Source organism: Flexivirga oryzae (assembly GCF_014190805.1).
GTDB lineage: Bacteria > Actinomycetota > Actinomycetes > Actinomycetales > Dermatophilaceae > Flexivirga > Flexivirga oryzae.
Map to the genome: position 1 here is coordinate 2738820 of NZ_JACHVQ010000001.1, position 18783 is coordinate 2757602.

Here is an 18783-nt window from a genome sequence, read left to right on the forward strand (position 1 = left end):
TGCACGACGGCTACCCGACCACGCCGACGGTCCCGGCGCCGTAGTTGCTCGCGCTGCGCGTGCGGCTGATCGACGAGGAGCACGCGGAGGTCGTCGAAGCCGCGCACGACCTCGCGGAACGTCTGCCGGACGCGCAGCCGGGCCGATCTTGCTCCTCTCGCGCACGAACTGGTCGACCTGCTCTACGTCACGTATGGCGCCCTCGCGGCCCTCGGCATACCCGCCGACGCGGCGTTCGACGAAGTGCACCGGGCCAATATGACCAAGGCCGGTGCACCACGCCGGGCAGACGGAAAAGTCCTGAAACCGAAGGGATTTCAACCCGCGTCCATGGATTCCGTCATCGCTGCGGCATCGGCTGACTGAGCGTGCCCCACCGGCGCCAGCCGGCGCGAGACGACGATCCCCAATGCCCCTGCGACGGCGGCGAGCGCCAGGCCGCTGCCGAACGCCGCGATCTGCGAGTGGGACGTCAACCCGCCGAACACGATCGCGGACACGGCGAGCAGCACCGAGGTCGTGAGCATCTCGGCGGTCTGGATCGACGACGCGTTGCGGCCCTGCTCGTCGGGAGCCGACATACCCATCAGCAGCACGGTGAGCGGCGAGTAGGCCAGCCCGATCCCGGTGCCGCCGACGAGCCAGGCGACGTACAGTACCCAGGCGGGCGTGGCGGGCCACGCCGCGGAAACAGCGCCCGTGACACCGATCGTGAGCAGCACCAGACCGATTCGCACCAGGCGTCGCTGGTCCTCGTGCGTCGTGCGTCGACCCGCGATCCAGGCGGCGACACTCCACGACAGCGCGCCGACGGTGAGGACCAGACCGGCCTCGGTGGCACTGAGGTGGTGCTGCCGGGTCAGCATCAGCGGCAGGTAGACCTCGGTGCCGGCGAACGCGGCGCCCAGCAGTGCGCGCGTGGCGATCACCGACGGCATCCCGCGTCCGCCGCGGAGCGTCCCGGCAGGCACCAGCCTGGGTACGAAGATCACCAACAGCAGCCCGCCGGTGACCGCCAGGCCCACTGCGAGCGCCGGCGCGCGGTCCGCCGCCAGCGAGAGTGCCACGGCGCCCAGCGCCGCGGCCGCGGCGGCGACCAGCCGGCGTCGGACCGACGACGCCGGCTCCCGCTCCCGCCGGATGGCCGGTAGCCGACGCATCGCCGGCAGCAGCAGGGCCAGGCCGGGTATGGCGAACGCTGCACCCACCCAGAACACCCAGCGCCACGACGCATGGGTTGCGAGGAACCCCGCGAGCGGCGGCCCGAACAGCGATGGCGCCACCCAGGCCGCGGAGATGCCGACGAAGACCCGCGGTCGCAGCGCTTCGGGGAACGCTGCGGCGATCAGCACGTAGAGGGCGACACTGTCCAGGCCGCCGCCGATGCTCTGCACCGTGCGGCCGAGGATGAGCATCGTCATCGACTGAGCGGCGCCGGCGAGCAGCAGTCCGGTCACGAACAGGCTCGCCCCGGTGACGATCACCAGCCTCGGCCCGGCGGAGTCCGCCCACGGCCCGGCGACGACCATCGCCAGCACGGCCGCGGCGAGCGGCACCGCGAACACGACCGGATAGATCGCCAGCCCGTCCAAATCCTTTGCGGCCGTGGGCATCGCGGTCGCCACTGCGATCTGCTCGAAGGCGACCAGCACCTCCAGCAGGACGACGCCGATCAGCGTCATCCGCCGGATCGGGGTCCACGAGGTGTCGCTCACAGGAGAACGCTAGATCCTCAAGCGGACTTGAGCACAAACGCCGCCTGTGCCGGCGCATTCTGTGGTGAAGTGTGTGGATGAACGACCTCGCACTCGCGCAGAGCAACACCGTCGACGACGTCCTGCGCCGGTCCGCCGGCCGGTTCGGTGCCCGGACGGCGCTGCGTTTCGAGGACCGCACGTGGTCGTATGCCGAACTCGACCGGGCGGTCGACGCGGTCGCCGGGCACCTGCAACGGCTCGGCCTGGAGCCCGGCGCACGCGTCGCGGCATACGGCAAGAACTCCGATGTGTATGTCGTGGCGTTCCTCGCCTGCTCGCGCGCGGGGTTGGTGCACGTGCCGATCAACTACAACCTGGTCGCCCGCGAACTCGACTATCTGCTCGCGCAGTCCGGTAGTTCGGCGCTCCTCGTCGACCCCGACCTGCGCGAGCGACTCGGCGACGTCGAGCACGCGCCCGAGGTGGTGCTGCCGATCCGCGGCGACGACTCGTTGCTGCAGGTGGCACAGTCAGGCGCGGCCGATCCCGAGACACCGCAGGTCTTCTCGGGGTCGAGCGACGACACGGTCGTGCAGCTGCTCTACACCTCCGGCACGACCTCCGCGCCGAAGGGCGCGGTGATGACCCACCGGGCGCTGGTCAGTGAATACGTCAGCTGCGTCCACGCGCTGGACTTCGCCGAGGACGACGAGGCGCTGCACGTGATGCCGCTCTACCACTCGGCGCAGATGCACGTGTTCGTGCTGCCCGGGTTGATGGCCGGAAGCAGCAGCACGATCATCGAGCGGCCCGACCCGGCCGACATCCTGCGCCGCCTGTCGTCCGACGGGCACCGGTCCTTCTTCGCCGCACCGACCCTGTGGGTGGCGCTGGCCAACCAGCCGGACTTCGCCGAGCGCGGCCTGGGCGAGCTGCGTCGCGCCTACTACGGCGCGTCGATCATGCCGGTGCCGGTCCTGCGCCGGTTGCAGGAACGCTCCCCCGACCTGGGCTTCTACAACTGCTTCGGCCAATCCGAGATCGCGCCGCTGGCGACGGTGCTGCGGCCCGAGGAGCACGCCGACCGGCCGGACAGCGCCGGACGCCCGGTGCTGTTCGTCGAGGCAAGGGTGGTGGACACCGACGGCAACGAGGTCCCGCCCGGGGAGCAGGGCGAGATCGTCTACCGCTCACCGCAGCTGTGCAACGGCTACTGGGACAACCCGGACGCGTCGGCGGCGGCGTTCGCCGACGGCTGGTTCCACTCCGGCGACCTGGTCCGGATGGACGAACAGGGCTACGTCTTCGTCGTCGACCGCATCAAGGACGTCATCAACACCGGCGGCGTGCTGGTCGCGTCGCGGGAGATCGAGGACGTGCTCTACACGCATCCCGCGGTCGCGGAGGTCGCCGTCGTCGGCATACCCGACGAGAAGTGGATCGAGGCGGTCGCGGCGTTCGTGGTGACCAAGGGCGAGGTGACCCAGGACGAGCTCGTCCAGCACGCCCGCACCGGGCTGGCGCCGTTCAAGGTGCCCAAACGCATCGAGTTCGTCGACGACCTGCCGCGCAACGCATCGGGCAAGATCCTCAAACGGGAGCTGCGCGCGGCCGCCGACTGACCCGCACGGCCACAAACTGGACCCATCTTGTTACCCGTTTAGTCACCACGACGCCAGCAAGTGGTGCGATCCTGAAATCTTGCGCGCGAGCCGGTCACCCGGTCAGTGACGTGAGTACCGGGAAGGCCACCAAGTCTCGTATGACCGTTGCCGCGCGTCGTCCCCGTCGGGCGATGCAGTCACCGATCGCCTACCTGTTCGTCCTGCCGGCGCTGGCGATCTTCTTCGTCTTCACCATCGGCCCGACGCTCTACACCGCGTTCATCTCGCTGTTCAACTGGAACCCGCTGAACATCTCCCAGTCGACCTACATCGGGCTGGACAACTACAAGAACGCCTTCACCTCGCAGGCCGAGCCGTCGTTCTGGGAGACCGCGCGGATCTCGGCCTACTTCGTGGTGGCGATGGTGGTGCTCGGGCCGCTGATCGCCCTGCTCATCGCGTTGCTGCTGCAGCGCGGTGGCCGGGTGATGACGGCGACCCGCACCGCCACCCTGCTCCCCCACGTGACGCCGCTGGTCGCGACGTCGCTGGTCTGGATGTGGATCTTCAACGACAAGTTCGGGCTGGCCAACCAGGCACTGCACGCCTTCGGGATCGGCGGCAAGGACTGGTTGCACAGCAACACCTGGGCGATGCCGGTGGTGATCTTCGTGTCGCTGTGGCACGAGCTCGGTTTCATCTCGATCATCATCCTGGGTGGCCTGACGACCATGTCCAGCGAGCTGTCCGAGGCGGCCAAGGTCGACGGGTGCAGCGCCTTCCAGGAATTCATCCACATCACCCTCCCGCAGCTGCGGCCGGTGATGTTCTTCGTGGTCGTGATCAGCACGATCACCTCACTGCAGGCATTCACGCAGTTCTTCACGATGACCGGCGGTGACTACGGCACCGGCACGCTGAGTTACGAGATCTATCAGCAGGCCTTCGTCGTCTTCCACACCGGGTATGCCGCCGCCCTCGCCATCGTGCTGCTCGTCATCACCGCGGCGCTGTCGCTCCTCCAATTCACCCTGAATCGCGCACGCGACTGACACCTCAAAAGAAGGGGAAAGATCATGTCACACAACACAACTCGCAGTCGTTCCGTAAAGCTGCTCACCGCTGTGGCGGTCGTCGGGCTGGCCGGCGTCACCGCCGCGTGCGGCTCGACCGGCAGCGGCGGCTCCAGCGGCGGCGGGGGCACCGGTGGAGGTGGCGGCGGCGGTGGTGGCGGCAAGGTCACGGTCACCTTCATGGAGGCGATGTCGAGCGGCACCCTGAAGCCGGCGCTGCAGGCACAGGCCGCGGCGTTCGAGAAGGCCAACCCGAACATCAAGATCGACCTGCAGCCGTACTCCGACTACGGCACCCTCGCCAACAAGCTGAAGGCGGCCACCTCGGCGGGCAAGCCGCCGACGATCGCGCAGGTCTACCCGAACGACGCTGCGACGTATGCCGCCAGCAAGGTCATCATCCCGCTCGACTCCTTCAGCGGGGAGTCGCAGACCGTCAGCACCTTCTACCAGGGCATCCAGAACGACCTGAAGCTGTCGGACGGCAAGACCTGGATGTGGCCGTTCGCGAAGTCGACGGTGATCATGTACTACAACCCGACGATGCTCAAGGCTGCCGGCCAGCAGGTGCCCAAGACCTGGGCGCAGTTCGCGACGGTCGCCAAGGCCGTCTCCAAGAACGGCGTCACCGCCCTGTCGATCGACCCGGGCAGCAGCAGCGCCCCGGCCGGCGGCACCGCCGTGTTCGAGATCCTCTGCCAGGCGTTCGGGACACCGGCGTGGACCAAGGACGGCAAGCCGCAGTTCGACTCACCCGCCGCGGTGCAGGCGCTGACGTACCTGACCAACCTGAAGAAGGCGGGCGCTCTCGCCATCGGCAGCAACTACCCCGGTCAGACCGCGCTCGGCGCGCAGAAGGGCACCTTCGACATCTCCAGCGTCGCGTCGTACTACTACAACAAGCAGGCGGTGGGCAAGAAGTTCACCATGCAGACCGCCGCCGTGCCGAAGGGCCCGTCCGGCAACGCCAACCAGCTCGCCGGTGGCAACGTGGTGATGTTCGGCAAGGCCAGCAAGGCACAGCAGCAGGCCGCGTGGAAGTTCCTGCAGTTCCTCACCACCCCGCGGCAACAGGCGATCTGGTCCCAGTCCAGCGGCTACCTGCCGGTCACCGCCAAGGCGCTGCCGCTGATGAAGGACTTCCTGAAGAAGAACCCCTACCAGAAGACGGCCGCGGAGGCCCTGCAGTGGGCGGTCGGCACGCCGCCGTACACCTCGGTCACCGAGACCCAGGGTGACCTGGCCGTCGGGCTGCAGGCAGCACTCGGCAGCGGCAAGGACCCGGCCGCTGCCCTGAAGAGCGCCCAGGCCAACGCCGAGAAGCACGTGAAAGCAGGACAGTGACCGACGGAGCCATCGGCACCGCCCACCGACCCGGTCGCCGCGTGACGGGACGGCGCACCTCGCGCCGTCCCGGATCGCGGCGGCTGGGTGGCGTCGCCCGCGCCGTCGTCGCGGGCGTCGTCGGACTGCTGTTCATCGCACCGCTGTACTGGGTCTTGGTCACCTCGACGCTGACCACGTCGGAGGCCTACAACTTCAGCTGGTCCTCCCTGGTGCCGCACTGGTCCTTCACCAACTACGAGCGCGCCTGGCACGCGGCACCCTGGGAGCGGTTCTTCAGCAACACGATCTTCATCGCCGTCTGCACGGTCGCACTCGCGATCTTCACGTCCCTGCTGGCGGGTTACGCGTTCTCGGTCATGCGGTTCCGCGGCCGTGGCGCACTGTTCGGGCTGGTGCTGTCGGTGATGATGGTCCCGCAGACCGTGCTGCTGATCCCCGACTACATCATCGCGCAGCACCTCCATCTGCTGGACACCTACTGGATCCAGATATTGCCTTTCGGCGCAAGCGTTTTCGGCATCTTCCTGGTGCGTCAGTTCTTCCTCAACGTGCCGACGGAGCTCTTCGAAGCGGCCGAACTCGACGGCGCCGGTCCGATCCGGATGCTCTTCTCGATCGGCCTGCCGATGGTGCGCCCCGCCCTCCTCGTGCTCGGCCTGCAGGTGCTGATGGGCTCGTGGAACGCCTTCCTGTGGCCCTACGTGATGACCGACTCCAACGCGGTGCGCCCGATCGAGGTGGGCCTGTCGGTGTTCAGCGGCACCAACGGCACCGACTACACCGGTCTGTGTGCCGGCGTCACCTTCACCACCGTCCCGGTGCTCGTGGTCTTCCTCCTGCTGCAGAAGCACTTCATCACCGGCGCGTTCTCCTCCGCGGGTGGCGTCCGTGGCTGATCCCGTACGTCGCGTCCTCCTCCTCGACCTGGACGGCACGCTCTGCCTCGGCGACGGGCCGGCGCTGCGGTACGCCGAGGGGGTCGACGCGCTGCTGGTGGCACGCGGCATGCAGCCCGACGTCTTCGCGGACGTGCTGGAGTTCGTGTCCCTGCCCGCCTCCGAACACGCTGTCCGGTATGCCGACTCACCGCTACGCGATGCACAGGATCCGTGGGTGGCGACGCTCTGGCTGGCACGGCGGCACGGCCTGACACCGGCCGATCTCGAACCGGCGTTCCTCGCCTCGCGCGCTGCGCTCGAGCGTGACGAGTTCGACCTGCACGCCGACCCGGAACTGGTCGACCTGCTGCGCCACCGGCCGCCCGACGTGCGCGTCGTGCTCGGCACCAACTCACCCGACGTCGGCATGGCCCGGCTGCTGACCCGGCTCGGGGTCGACGACCTGCTGGACGACGTGCGCACCTCCCAGCGCAAGCACACACCCGAAGGCATGCCGAGGCTGCTCGCGCACATCCAGCGCGAATATCGCGTCACCACGAACCAATTGCTGTCGGTCGGCGACAACTGGCCGAACGATCTGGCACCCGTCACCGCTGCCGGTGGCAGCACCGCGTACGTCGACCGGTTCGGCCACACCGAGCTGCCCGCCGACCTGCGCAGCGACACCGTCGCCGGTCTGGTGCCCGGCATCCGTCACTGGCTCGCCGGCGAGCCGGCATCCACCCCGTCAACCGTCAAGGAGCGTCAATGACCGTCATCGAGTTCTGGGGCGGCCTCGGCGTCATCGGTTCGAGCAAGCTGACCCTGACCGAGGGTGACCACCGGGTGATGCTCGACATCGGCCTCGACATCCCCAGCCACACCGACCTGTTCCGGTCACCGGTCCGCGAGCGCCCCGGTCGTGAGCTCGCCGACCGGCTGCGCCTTCGTATGGCGCCACGCGTCCCGGGCCTGTGGGACCGGCGCTGGCTGGCCGACGAGGATGCGGACCTGGCCGAACCGACCACGAAGACAGCGGTTTTCGCCAGCCACGCGCACATCGATCACACCGGGCTGGCCGGCTTCGTGCGCCCGGACATACCGATGCACGCGCACGCCGACACGGTGCGGGTGCTGGATGCCCTGGAGGCGTCCGGGGAGCAGCTGGCGGGCTGCGCGCCGGAGTGGATCCCGTTGCACGACGGGGAGACTCGCGACTTCGGGCCGTTCACGGTGCAGTGCATCCGGGTGGATCACGACGTGCCGGGCGCCAGCGGCTACCTGGTGACCTGCCCGGACGGCCGGCTGGCCTTCACCGGCGACCTGCGGTTCCACGGCCGGCATCCGGACCTCACCCGGGGTTTCGTCGAGCGGGTGCGCGGGGTGGACGCCTTCGTCACCGAGGGCACCCTGATGAGCTTCGACCCGCCGGAGGGAGTGGTTCGCGACGAGGACGCGGTCAACGCGGACTTCGTGCAGACACTGGGTCATTCGGGCGTGGTCCTGATGTCGGTCTATCCGCGCGACGTCGAGCGTGCAGCCGAGTTCGTCGAGCTGGCCCGGCAGCACGAGCGCACCATCCTGTGGCCGGCCGGCATCGCGGACTTCCTGCAGCGCATGGGTGTCGACGCGCAGCCGCTGACCACCGAGAAGGTGGCCGATGTCCGGGCGCAGCCCGCGTCATACATCGTGCAGGTGGCGGTCGACGACCTGCCCGGCCTGCTGGACCTGCCGATCGAGCAGGGCACCCCGTTCTTCCACGCCAACGGCGCTCCGTTGGGTGAATTCGATCCGCAGTGGGCGGTCTTCGCCGATTGGGTCGAGGCCCTCGGGATCGACCTGCTGCGCCGTGGCTCGTCGGGGCACGCGACCGCGGACGCGACGTTCACCATGATCGAGGCGATCCACCCGAAGGTGGTCTTCCCGATCCACACCATGGCCCCGACGCGGTTCCTCGTGCCGGCCGGCGTGCGCCGGGTCATCCCGCACTACGGCGAGCGCTTCGACCTGCGCGGCGACCTGCTCAGCTGACCGAGCGGGTCAGCGGGAGTAGTTGGGGGCCTCCACGATGCCCTGGACGTCGTGGGGGTGGGACTCCTTCAGCCCGGCCGTGGTGATGCGCACGAACCGGCCACGCTCCTGCAGCTGCGGGATGGTGCTGGCGCCGACGTAGAACATCGACTGGTGCAGCCCGCCGACGAGCTGGTGGATCACGGTGCCGAGCGGGCCACGGTAGGGAACGCGGCCCTCGATGCCCTCGGGCACGATCTCGTCGTCACTGGCGACGTCGGCCTGGAAGTAGCGGTCCTTGGAGAAGGACTTCTTGCCGCGCGAGGCCATGGCACCCAGCGACCCCATGCCGCGGTAGGTCTTGAACTGCTTGCCGGCGACCAGCATCAGGTCGCCGGGCGACTCCTCGCAACCGGCGAGGAGGGATCCGATCATCACCGAGTCCGCACCGGCCACCAGCGCCTTGGCGATGTCGCCGGAGAACTGCAGACCGCCGTCACCGACGACCGGGACGCCCGCGGGTTTGCAGGCCAGGGAGGCTTCGTAGATCGCGGTCACCTGCGGCACACCGACACCCGCGACGACGCGGGTCGTGCAGATCGAGCCCGGGCCGACACCGACCTTGACCCCGTCCACGCCGGCCTCGACCAGCGCGGCGGCTCCTTCACGGGTCGCCACGTTGCCGCCGAGGATCTCCACGTGCCGGGTCGCCGGGTCCGACTTCAGCTTGCGGATCATGTCGAGCATCAGGCGGGCGTGGCCGTTGGCGACGTCCGGCACCAGCACGTCGACGCCGGCCTCGACCAACGTGGTCGCACGCTCCCACGCGTCACCGAAGTAGCCGATCGCGGCGGCGACGAGCAACCGTCCGTCGGAGTCCTTGGACGCGTAGGGGAACTGTTCGGACTTCACGAAATCCTTGACCGTGATCAGCCCGGCGAGCTTCCCGTCGCCGTCGACCAGGGGCAACCGCTCGCGCTTGTGCTGGCGCAGCAACGCCGTCGCGTCGTCCCGGCTGATGCCGACCGGCCCGGTGACCAGCGGCGCCGCCGTCATGACCTCGGAGACCTTCGTGGTGGCCCATTCGGCGACCGGCGTGAAGCGCAGGTCGCGGTTGGTGATGATGCCGATCAGGTGGTCGTCGACGTCCACGACCGGCAGGCCGGAGACCCGGTAGCGTCCGCAGGTCTCGTCCAGCTCCTCCAGGGTCGCGTCCGGTCCGATGGTGACCGGGTTGGAGATGATGCCGGTCTGGGTGCGCTTGACCAGGTCGACCTGCTCGGCCTGGTCGGCGATCGACAAGTTGCGGTGCAGCACCCCGAGACCGCCCTGGCGCGCCATGGCGATCGCCATCCGGGCCTCGGTGACGGTGTCCATCGCCGCGGACACCAGCGGCACGCGCAGGCTGACCTCCCGGGTCAGCCGGCTGGTGGTGTCGACCTCACTGGGGATGACGTCGGTCTCCCCGGGCAGCAGCAGCACGTCGTCATAGGTGAGACCCAGTTGGCCGAACTTGGCGGGAACGTCGAAGGAATGGGCGGGCGCAGGAGACTCCTCGAAGGCCATTACCGAAGTGTAGGAGGCCGGGCTGAGCCCGCCGAACGGAGGTCAGTGCCCGTCGTCGGTGCTGGTCGGCGTCGGGACGCTCGACGAGCTGGACTGCGAGGATCCGCTGCTGGACGACGAGCTGCTCGACGGCGTGACGATCGGGGACCAGATGGGTGTGCCCGTGGTGCTCGTGGCCGTGGGCGACGGCGACCGGGTCGGCTTCGGCGGGCGTGGCGGGTGCGTGGGGTGCGGCCGCCTCGTCGGCGAACCCGGCGAGGTGCTCGAACTCGACGGGGTCGACCTCGGCGTGGGCGTGGTGGGCGTCGCCGAGCTCGTGCTGGACGACGTGCTGCTCGGGGCCGACGACGGCGAGGCCGACGAGCGCGGCGACGCGCTCGTGGCGGCGGGAGAGGCGGAGCTGCTCCCCGGCGGGGCGCCGTGGTGCCGCAGCACCGCGCCCGGCAGGACGCGGGGCAGTGCGGACGGACGGGACGACCGGGACTGCGAGGACGGGGGCAGGCCGATCCCGGTGGACGGCATCCGCGTGACGCCCTGGTCCCCGGTCACCGCGCTACGGGTCCCGGCCGGCGCGCGGTGCGTCGAGGTCGCGGCTCGGGTGCTGACCGGCCCGGCGGCACCCGCGCCGAAGTCGGAGCTGCGGTGCACGAAACCCATCTGCTGGGCGACCCGGCTCAGCCCGGGCACGCCGCTCACGGCGGCTGCGACACCGGAGACCGACAGGGTCCCGACGGTGATCGCGGCGATGACGCCGACGCGGGCACGGGTGTGCCTGGTGCGTGCGTAACGGCCGACCGGCCGCGGGTGGTCGGGGGCGTCGATCTGGCGGACCCACTCCTGCAGGGCGTCACCGGCCACGTCGGTATGACGCGGCGGCCGCCGGCCACCGATCGCGTCGAGCATCTGGTCGTCGCGCCGGATGTCCTCGATGTTCGGCGTCACAGCTCGCGCTCCTCGCCGTCGAGGAAGCCACGCAACCGGCCGAGCGCCCGGTGCTGCGCCACCCGCACCGCACCGGCCGACATGCCCAGGGCGTCCGCCGTCTCCTCCGCGGAGAGACCGACGGCGACGCGCAGGACGAGGATCTCACGGTGTTGTGCCGGCAACCGGTCGAGCAGGGCCCACAGTCGCCCGGACTGCTCGTCGGCCATCGCGCAGTCCTCGGGGCCCGGAGCGGCGTCGGCCGAGTCCGGGATCTCGTCGGTCGGCGTCGGGCGACGGATCACCCCACGCTGCACGTCAGCCACCTTGTTGGCGGCCACACGGTAGACGAAGGCTTCGAAGGGTGCGCCGCGGTCGGCATAGCGCGGCAGCGCTGTGAGCACAGCCACGCACACCTCCTGCGCCGCGTCGGCCGCGGCATCGGCGGCAGCAGAGAAACGCCCCAGCTTGCCGCGTGCGTAACGGACGGCCAGCTGATGGACGGCTGCCATGAGTTCGTCGGTCGCGGCCGCATCACCGTCGCGCGCAGCCGTGGCCAGATCACGCAGCGAAACCCGCGCGTCCGACCGTGACATCGGCCGAAGGGGCGAAAACGTTACGGGGGCAGCACCCACCGCCTCGGCCAGGCCCTCCTGGCCGACCCTCGATCGTGAAATCCCCGAGCTCACGTTCTTCCTAGATCCGGAAACAGGTCGTACGTGCAAGTAACCGTAGCTGCCAGAGTATGACGACAGGTACGGCCGGTGCCAGCCCGCCGGAAAACCGCGCCGTTCTGCGATCCGGTCGCAAGACGGCCGCTGTTCGCGCCCGCGGACCCCGCAGGATGCGGGACGGCCCCGCCATACCGAGGTGCTGTATGGCGGGGCCGCAGGGCCGGATCGCGGAGGCGATCAGTGGCCGTGGCCGTGACCGTGACCGGCCTCGGCGTCGTCGTCTTCCTTCTTGTCGACCACGAGCGTGTCGGTGGTCAGCACCATCGACGCGATCGACGCGGCGTTGCGCAGCGCGGAGCGGGTGACCTTGACCGGGTCGATGACGCCCTGCTTGATCAGGTCGCCGTACTCGCCGGTGGCGGCGTTCAGGCCGCTGCCGACCGGCTCCTCGCGCACGCGGGACACTGCCACGTAGCCCTCGAGGCCGGCGTTCTCGGCGATCCAGCGCAGCGGCTCGACCGAGGCCTTGGCGATCAGCGCGGCGCCGGTGGCCTCGTCACCCGTGAGGTCGAGCTTCTCGACCACGGACGACGCGTGCACCAGGGCCGAGCCACCGCCGGCGACGATGCCCTCCTCGATGGCCGCACGGGTCGCCGAGATGGCGTCCTCGATGCGGTGCTTCTTCTCCTTCAGCTCCACCTCGGTGTGGGCGCCGACCTGGATGACGCAGACGCCACCGGCCAGCTTGGCGAGGCGCTCCTGCAGCTTCTCGCGGTCCCAGTCGGAGTCGGTGCGCTCGATCTCGGCCTTGAGCTCCTTGACCCGGCCGCCGACGGCCTCGGCGTCACCCTGACCGTCCACGATGGTGGCGGTGTCCTTGGTGACGACGACGCGGCGGGCCTGGCCCAGCATGTCCAGGTCGACCTGGTCGAGCTTGAGGCCGACCTCCTCGGCGATGACCTGGCCACCGGTGAGGATCGCGATGTCCTGCAGCATGGCCTTGCGGCGGTCGCCGAAGCCCGGCGCCTTGACGGCGACGACGTTGAAGGTGCCACGGATCTTGTTGACCACCAGCGTGGACAGGGCCTCGCCCTCGATGTCCTCGGCGATGATCAGCAGCGGCTTACCGGACTGCACGACCTTCTCCAGCAGCGGCAGGATGTCGGCGATCGCCGAGATCTTGCCCTGGTTGATCAGGACGTAGGCGTCCTCGAGCACCGCTTCCATGCGCTCGGTGTCGGTGACGAAGTAGGGCGAGATGTAGCCCTTGTCGAACTGCATGCCCTCGGTGAACTCCAGGGCGGTCTCGGCGGTCGAGGACTCCTCGACGGTGATGACGCCGTCCTTGCCGACCTTGTCGAACGCCTCGGCGATCAGCCCGCCGATCGTCTGGTCCTGCGCGGACAGGGCGGCGACCTGGGAGATCTCCTCCTTGCCCTCGAGCTCGCGGGCGCTGGCCAGCAGCTGCTCGCTGATCGCGTCGACGGCCTGGTCGATACCGCGCTTGAGGGCGGCCGGGCCGGCTCCCGCGGCGACGTTGCGCAGGCCTTCCTTGACCATCGCCTGGGCGAGCACGGTCGCGGTGGTGGTGCCGTCACCGGCGATGTCGTTGGTCTTGGTGGCGACTTCCTTCGCCAGCTGCGCGCCGAGGTTCTCGTACGAGTCCTCGAGCTCGACCTCACGGGCGATGGTGACGCCGTCGTTGGTGATGGTCGGCGCGCCCCACTTCTTGTCGATGACGACGTTGCGACCCTTCGGGCCCAGCGTCACCTTGACGGCGTTGGCGAGGGCGTCGACGCCCCGCTCGAGCGCCTTGCGCGCGGAGTCGTTGAACTCCAGTTCCTTTGCCATTGTTGGCCTTTCGTCAATTGATCGCGTATGACGATGCCCTAGCCCCACCTGGTGGCTGGGCTAGGGCGCGTCATACGCAAATGCGTGGGGATCGTTACTTGGTGACGACCGCGAGGACGTCGCGGGCCGAGAGGATCAGCAGCTCCTCGCCGGCGTACTTCACCTCGGTGCCGCCGTACTTGGAGTAGATGACGCGGTCGCCGACTGCGACGTCGAGCGGGACCCGCTGGCCGTTGTCGTCGATGCGACCCGGGCCGATCGCCAGGACCTCGCCCTCCTGGGGCTTCTCCTTGGCGGTGTCCGGGATGACCAGGCCGGAGGCGGTGGTCTGCTCGGCCTCGACGGACTTGACGACGATGCGGTCCTCGAGCGGCTTGATGTTCACCGACACGGTGTGACCTTCCTGTTCTGGGGCCCGATCTGGCGGGCCGTGGATGCGTACCCCGGGAGGGTGCAACCGATGGATCACGTCGTGGGCGCCGTCGCGGGGGTCGACCACGAAATGCGGTTAGCACTGTCCCAGGAAGAGTGCCAACACAGAATCTAGGCGTTCATTAGCACTCACGCAACTTGAGTGCCAAAACCCGTCGTGTCAGCCCCTCGCGACGGCGTACGTCGCCGTCGTACTCATCAGCAGGGTCGCGTGGGCCGGTGCCGCCGTGCCGGCGCCGCCGGGGACCCGGCGCAACGGGACGGTCACCGAGTTCCGGACGGTGACGTTCCTGCCCCGGTCGATCGCGAAGACGAAGACCCCGTTGCCGTGGACGACGCCGCTGCGGCGATGCGGCGCCGGCGCAGTGAGCACCTTCGTCGGCGCCGTCCCGTTCGCGGTGACCGTGACGGTCGCCTTCCCCGGGGTGTAGCCGACCTCGCCGGTCGGCCCCCAATTGGCGGCCGGCCGCGCGAAGACGGTGTACCCGACCCCGCTGACGACGAGCCATTCCTTGCCGGTGGGCGCCCAGCCGGGACCGGTCAGGTAGGGCGTCCGGTATGCCGAGCCGGCATCCGCCCCGGCATACCAGCGCAGGTCCGCCGACGGATCGGCGAGCCGTTCCTGCTCGGAGAACTTCCCGGTGCCCGCGCCCCAGCCGGTCCACCGGTACAGCGGTGCGAACGCACCCTCCGTGCGTGTGCCGGACGCCGGCCGCAGGGTCTGTTCGCGGCCGGCGAAGGACACGACGATCCGTACGCTGCGGCGATCTCCGGGCAGCGCCACGAGCAGGCGCTGCGTCGGGTCGTCTCCCACCGACGCGTAGTCCACCGGCCGCAGCGCCGTGTCCACTGCCACTGTCGTGCCGCCGGAGCGGACGCTCAGCGCGCTGGGCCGCGTGTCGACGAACCCCGAGGCGGCACCGAACGACGTACGTGAGGCCCATTCGAGGGACAGCAGCACGCCACCGCGAGGCGCGCGGACGGTGTGGGTGGTGCCGTCGTCGTCATTCGTCGCGCTCGAGGACAAGGTCGCACTGAGCAGGATCTCGGCGTTCGGGACCTCCATGACCAGGTCGTCGGACGCCACGCCCGTGGTGTAGTCGCCGGCTCGGGTCGCGCCGGTGGCCAACCGGCCCTTGGCGTCGCCGTCCGTTCGCTGCGAGAGCACCCCGACGGCGACGCCGGCGGCCACGAGCAGCACGACGAGCAGGGCGGCGATCCACCTGCCGCGGTGTCCGCCGAGTGCTGGTAGGTCAGCCACTGCGCTCAGCCCCGCCCGTCGGTGGTTGCGGTGGACACGTCCACCTCGTGCGTCGTCGGCGCGCCGGGCCAGTGGCTGTCCTCGGGCACGATCTCGGTGGGCAAGCGGTACCGCAGCCGCACGGTGGTCGAGTTCGTCGCCGGTACCAGCCAGGCCCGGGTCGCCGCCTGCACCGAGTCCCCGATCACCGTGTCGCTGCCCGCAACCCGCGGTTTCGCGGAGACCCCGTCCACCGTGACGGACACGGTCGGCGGGCCGGTCGGGGTGTACACGGCGCGCTTGGAGTCGGCGTGGGTGGCATAGACGGTCACGTCCTGGTCGACCCGGGTCGCGCTCGCGCCCTGGACGACCAGCCACTCCTTGCCGTCCGGGGCGACCCCCAGGCCGGGCACGTAGACACCGCGATAAACCGGGAGCGTGCAGCTGACATCGGCGTTGCTCTGCGTCGACGTCTTCAGCGTGTCCTCGCAACCCGGGTAACCCCCGTCTCTCGCCTCGCCCGAGATGGTCGAGGTGAAGCTGCTGCCGCCGACGCGGCTCTCCACCCGGGCGTCGGAGGCGTCACCCGCCACCACGAGGGTCACCGACGCCGCACCGTCGGCCATGACGAACGCCTTGGCCAGCGGGTAGCGGTGCCCCCCGGTCACCAGGGTCAGGTCCGTCCCCGGGTCCCGCCGGTCGCGGGCACTGCTGCCCGGCCACACGGCCGGCCCGCCGAAGCCGAGCTTCGGGTCCCACGACACCTGGACCAGGCTCGCACCGTCCGGGGCGCGGACCTCGCCGCCGCCGGCATCGGGGTCCCCGATCGTGGTCCCGGTGCCGACGGTGATCGGCAGTGCGCCGAACGCCACCGGCAGGTAGCCGTGCTGCTCGGTCAGCTGGCCGGAGGACGCCGTCAGACCCTCGATGCGATCGCCGACCCGGGTCCCGTGCCCGCCCTGCGGGCTCCACCCGGTCCGGCTCACCTGCGACCTCGGATCGGGGACGGCCGGGAAGTCCATGCCGGTGGTCACCCGCATGGTGGTCCTGGCGGGAGCGCGCGTGTCGGCACCGGGGTCGCGCTCCGCGGACACCACGACGCCGACACGCACGGCGGCCGCGACACCGGTGCGGATCGGGACGACGTAGTCGCGGGTCGGGTCGGGATCGTCGTCGTCCAGGCCGGCGGTGCGTCGCGACGTGGTCGCGCGCTCGCCGTTGACGGTCACCGACACTCCCGGTGTGCCGACCGCCGTGTAGGACGCCGCGTGGTCGCCGTCCGTCCACCGGGCCGCCGGTCCGGCCACCTGCGCCCCGGCTGCGCTGACGACGGCCCATTCGTGGCCTTGGCTCGCCCAGCCGAGCCCGTCGAGGTATGGCGTCCGCGTCATACCGCGGAGCGCCGCACGGCACTCCCACACGAACGGCGAGGACGGGTCACGCGGCTGCTCCTGCGCCATCGCCGGCGCTCTGCCGGCCTGCACGGGTCGGTAGAGGGGCGCGAAGGCACCCATCTGCCGCTGACCAGTGGCCACGGAGATCGACTGGGTGCGCCCTTCGAACGTCAGGGTCAGCTGCAGCTGCGAGAGGTCGCCCGACAGTGCGACGAGCCGTTCGCCCTCGCTGTACGACCTCGCCGGCGCGACGCCGGCGGAAGCCACCAGCACCGAGGTCTGCTGCGAACGGACGACGAGCCTGCTCGCGTGCGAACCGGCGGTGAAGGCGTCCTCGCCCGTCGCCCGGAAGAGCGTCCAGTGCAGCTGCACCAACTGTCCGCCACTCGGCGCGTCGGCCGTGACCAGCTCACCGGCCGCGCGGTCCACCATGGATGCCTCGTGCCCTACCGCCGCACTCACGCTCAGGGTCGCACCGGGCACCGCGAAGTGATACGTCTGGTTGAAGGAGCCGTCCGACAGCGCGTAGTCGCCCTGGCGTGACTCCCCCACCGCCATCCGGTCCTTGTCCGCCTCGTGCCGCCCGAACAGCACCGCGCTGAGCGCGACCGCGGCGACCAGCAGCAGCGCGACGGCGATCACCGAGCGGCGGCGCCACCAGCGCAGTTCGTGGGTGTTCACATCACGGTGGACGTTGTGTCCCGGACTACCGTTCCGCCCGGACCGCCGTTTCGCACCCGGATACGTGGTTGTGGTGGACACGTCGACCAGGTATGTCGCCGGCGTGCCCGCAGGGTTGCTGTGCGCGGGCACGAGCGTCGTCGGCAGCCGGTAGCGCAGCCGCACGGTGGTCGAGTCCGTCGCCGGGACCAGCCAGGCACGCGTCGCCACCCGCACTCCGTCGCCGAGCACCCTGTCGCGGCCCGCGACCCGTGGTTTCGCGGAAACCCCGTCGACCGTGACGGACACGGTCGGCGGCCCGGTCGGGGCGTAGTCGACGTCGGCCTTGTCGTGGGCGTCGTACACGCTCACGTACCCGTCCTCCCGGGTCGTGTTCGCACCCTGGACGACCAGCCACTCCTTGCCGGCCGGTGCGATGCCCAGACCCGGGACGTAGACACCCCGGTAGACCGGCAGCGTGCAGGTGACCCAGGAGTGCGTCGTCCGCCATGTCTTCGAGGACCTGTCCTCGCAACCCGGGTAGGAGCTGCTCACCGTGCGGGTGGGTGTCGACCCGGCGACGGAGCCGAACGTGCGACCGCCGAAGCTGCTCTCCAGCCGGGCGTCGGAGGCGTCACCCGCCACGACGAGGGTGACCGACGCTGCGCCGTCGGCCATGGCGAACGCCTTGGCCAGCGGGTAGCGGTGCCCCCGGTCACCAGGGTCAGGTCGGTCCCCGGGTCCCGCCGGTCGCGGGGACTGCTGCCCGGCCACACGGCAGGCCCGTCGTAGACGGGGTTCGGGTCCCATGACACCTGGACCAGGCTCGCACCGTCCGGGGCGTGCACCTCGCCGCCGCTGGCATCGGGGTCCCCGATGGTGGACCCGGTGCCGATCGTGATCGGCAGCTCGCCGAACGCCACCGGCAGGTAGCCGCGCTGCTCGGTCAGCTGGCCGGAGAACGCCGTCACACCCTCGATGCGGTCGCCGACCCGGGTCCCGTTGCTGCCCTGCGCGCTCGACCCGGTCCGGCTCACCCGGGGCGTCGGGTCGACGGCCGGCGGAAGGCTCAGGGTCTTGCTGACCCGGACGGTGGTCGTGGCCGGGGCCCGGCGGTCCGCGCCCTTGCCCCGTTTGACCGGCACCACGGCCCTGACGTCGACGGTCGCCGCGGCGCCGGTGCGGATCGAGAAGACGTAGTCGCGTGTCGTGCCGGTTCCGTCCTGGTGGGTCCGCACCGCCCTGGTGGACTTCACCGCGTGATCGCCGTCGATCGTCACCGCAACCTTCGGTGTCCCGTCCAGCTCGTACTCCGCGACCCGTCCGTCGGCACGCCGCACGGCCGGTGTGTCGGCCACGTGGACGCCCGCGCCGGTGACCACGACCCACTCGCGACCCGCGGGGGCCCAGCCCAGCCCGTCGACGTACGGCGCCCG

The 18783-nt window shown here is 70.2% G+C and carries 14 protein-coding genes and 1 pseudogene; 8 read left to right on the forward strand and 7 right to left on the reverse strand.

Annotation, left to right across the window (positions count from 1 at the left end):
• Positions 1-129 precede the first annotated feature (129 nt).
• A pseudogene (locus tag FHU39_RS25235) lies at positions 130-366 on the forward strand (pyrophosphohydrolase domain-containing protein); the annotation flags it as partial.
• On the opposite strand, the gene FHU39_RS12900 reads toward FHU39_RS25235, so the two are convergent.
• On the reverse strand, positions 318-1715 hold the full coding sequence (locus FHU39_RS12900) for an MFS transporter (RefSeq protein ID WP_183320759.1): 1398 nt from the start codon (positions 1713-1715) through the stop codon (positions 318-320). The pseudogene FHU39_RS25235 and the gene FHU39_RS12900 sit on opposite strands and share 49 nt — an antisense overlap.
• Before the next feature lie 77 nt (positions 1716-1792).
• Here FHU39_RS12900 and FHU39_RS12905 point away from each other — a divergent pair, with 77 nt between their 5' ends.
• The 6 genes from FHU39_RS12905 (at position 1793) to FHU39_RS12930 (ending at position 8630) form a co-directional block, all read left to right on the forward strand.
• A complete protein-coding gene (locus FHU39_RS12905) occupies positions 1793-3319 on the forward strand; it encodes a fatty acyl-CoA synthetase (RefSeq protein ID WP_183320760.1) in 1527 nt (508 codons plus the stop codon).
• A 110-nt stretch (positions 3320-3429) separates the two neighbouring features.
• Positions 3430-4353, forward strand: coding sequence for an ABC transporter permease subunit (locus FHU39_RS24265; protein WP_183320761.1), 924 nt, complete (start codon positions 3430-3432; stop codon positions 4351-4353).
• 24 nt (positions 4354-4377) lie between these two features.
• The gene (locus FHU39_RS12915) at positions 4378-5718 is read left to right on the forward strand and encodes an ABC transporter substrate-binding protein (RefSeq protein WP_183320762.1); all 1341 of its coding nucleotides are present in this window, start codon (positions 4378-4380) and stop codon (positions 5716-5718) included.
• Positions 5715-6617 (forward strand): ABC transporter permease subunit, encoded by a 903-nt coding sequence (locus FHU39_RS24270; protein WP_221185257.1) that lies wholly within the window; start codon positions 5715-5717, stop codon positions 6615-6617. Before FHU39_RS12915 ends, FHU39_RS24270 begins: the two co-directional genes overlap by 4 nt.
• A complete protein-coding gene (locus FHU39_RS12925) occupies positions 6610-7371 on the forward strand; it encodes an HAD family hydrolase (RefSeq protein WP_183320763.1) in 762 nt (253 codons plus the stop codon). The genes FHU39_RS24270 and FHU39_RS12925 overlap by 8 nt, the downstream gene beginning before the upstream one ends.
• Positions 7368-8630 carry an MBL fold metallo-hydrolase gene (locus FHU39_RS12930; protein ID WP_183320764.1) on the forward strand — a complete coding sequence of 421 codons (1263 nt, stop codon included), beginning with the start codon at positions 7368-7370 and terminating at the stop codon, positions 8628-8630. The genes FHU39_RS12925 and FHU39_RS12930 overlap by 4 nt, the downstream gene beginning before the upstream one ends.
• Before the next feature lie 9 nt (positions 8631-8639).
• On the opposite strand, the gene guaB is transcribed toward FHU39_RS12930, so the two are convergent.
• Positions 8640-10175 carry an IMP dehydrogenase gene (gene guaB, locus FHU39_RS12935; protein WP_183320765.1) on the reverse strand — a complete coding sequence of 512 codons (1536 nt, stop codon included), beginning with the start codon at positions 10173-10175 and terminating at the stop codon, positions 8640-8642.
• Positions 10176-10233: 58 nt separating this feature from the next.
• On the opposite strand from guaB, the gene FHU39_RS12940 reads away from it, so the two are divergent.
• Positions 10234-10962: a hypothetical protein gene (locus FHU39_RS12940; RefSeq protein ID WP_183320766.1), complete on the forward strand. Its 729-nt coding sequence runs from the start codon at positions 10234-10236 to the stop codon at positions 10960-10962.
• Positions 10963-11113: 151 nt separating this feature from the next.
• On the opposite strand, the gene shbA is transcribed toward FHU39_RS12940, so the two are convergent.
• The 5 genes from shbA to FHU39_RS12965 form a co-directional block, all read right to left on the reverse strand.
• The gene (gene shbA / locus FHU39_RS12945; RefSeq protein ID WP_183320767.1) at positions 11114-11692 is read right to left on the reverse strand and encodes an RNA polymerase sigma factor ShbA; all 579 of its coding nucleotides are present in this window, start codon (positions 11690-11692) and stop codon (positions 11114-11116) included.
• A gap of 315 nt (positions 11693-12007) precedes the next feature.
• On the reverse strand, positions 12008-13621 hold the full coding sequence (gene groL / locus FHU39_RS12950; RefSeq protein WP_183320768.1) for a chaperonin GroEL: 1614 nt from the start codon (positions 13619-13621) through the stop codon (positions 12008-12010).
• Positions 13622-13715: 94 nt separating this feature from the next.
• Entirely contained in the window at positions 13716-14012 is a 297-nt protein-coding gene (gene groES, locus FHU39_RS12955; protein ID WP_183320769.1) for a co-chaperone GroES, read from the reverse strand.
• 201 nt (positions 14013-14213) lie between these two features.
• Positions 14214-15314 (reverse strand): hypothetical protein, encoded by a 1101-nt coding sequence (locus tag FHU39_RS12960; RefSeq protein ID WP_183320770.1) that lies wholly within the window; start codon positions 15312-15314, stop codon positions 14214-14216.
• A 5-nt stretch (positions 15315-15319) separates the two neighbouring features.
• Positions 15320-18025: a hypothetical protein gene (locus FHU39_RS12965; protein ID WP_183320771.1), complete on the reverse strand. Its 2706-nt coding sequence runs from the start codon at positions 18023-18025 to the stop codon at positions 15320-15322.
• Positions 18026-18783: the final 758 nt, after the last annotated feature.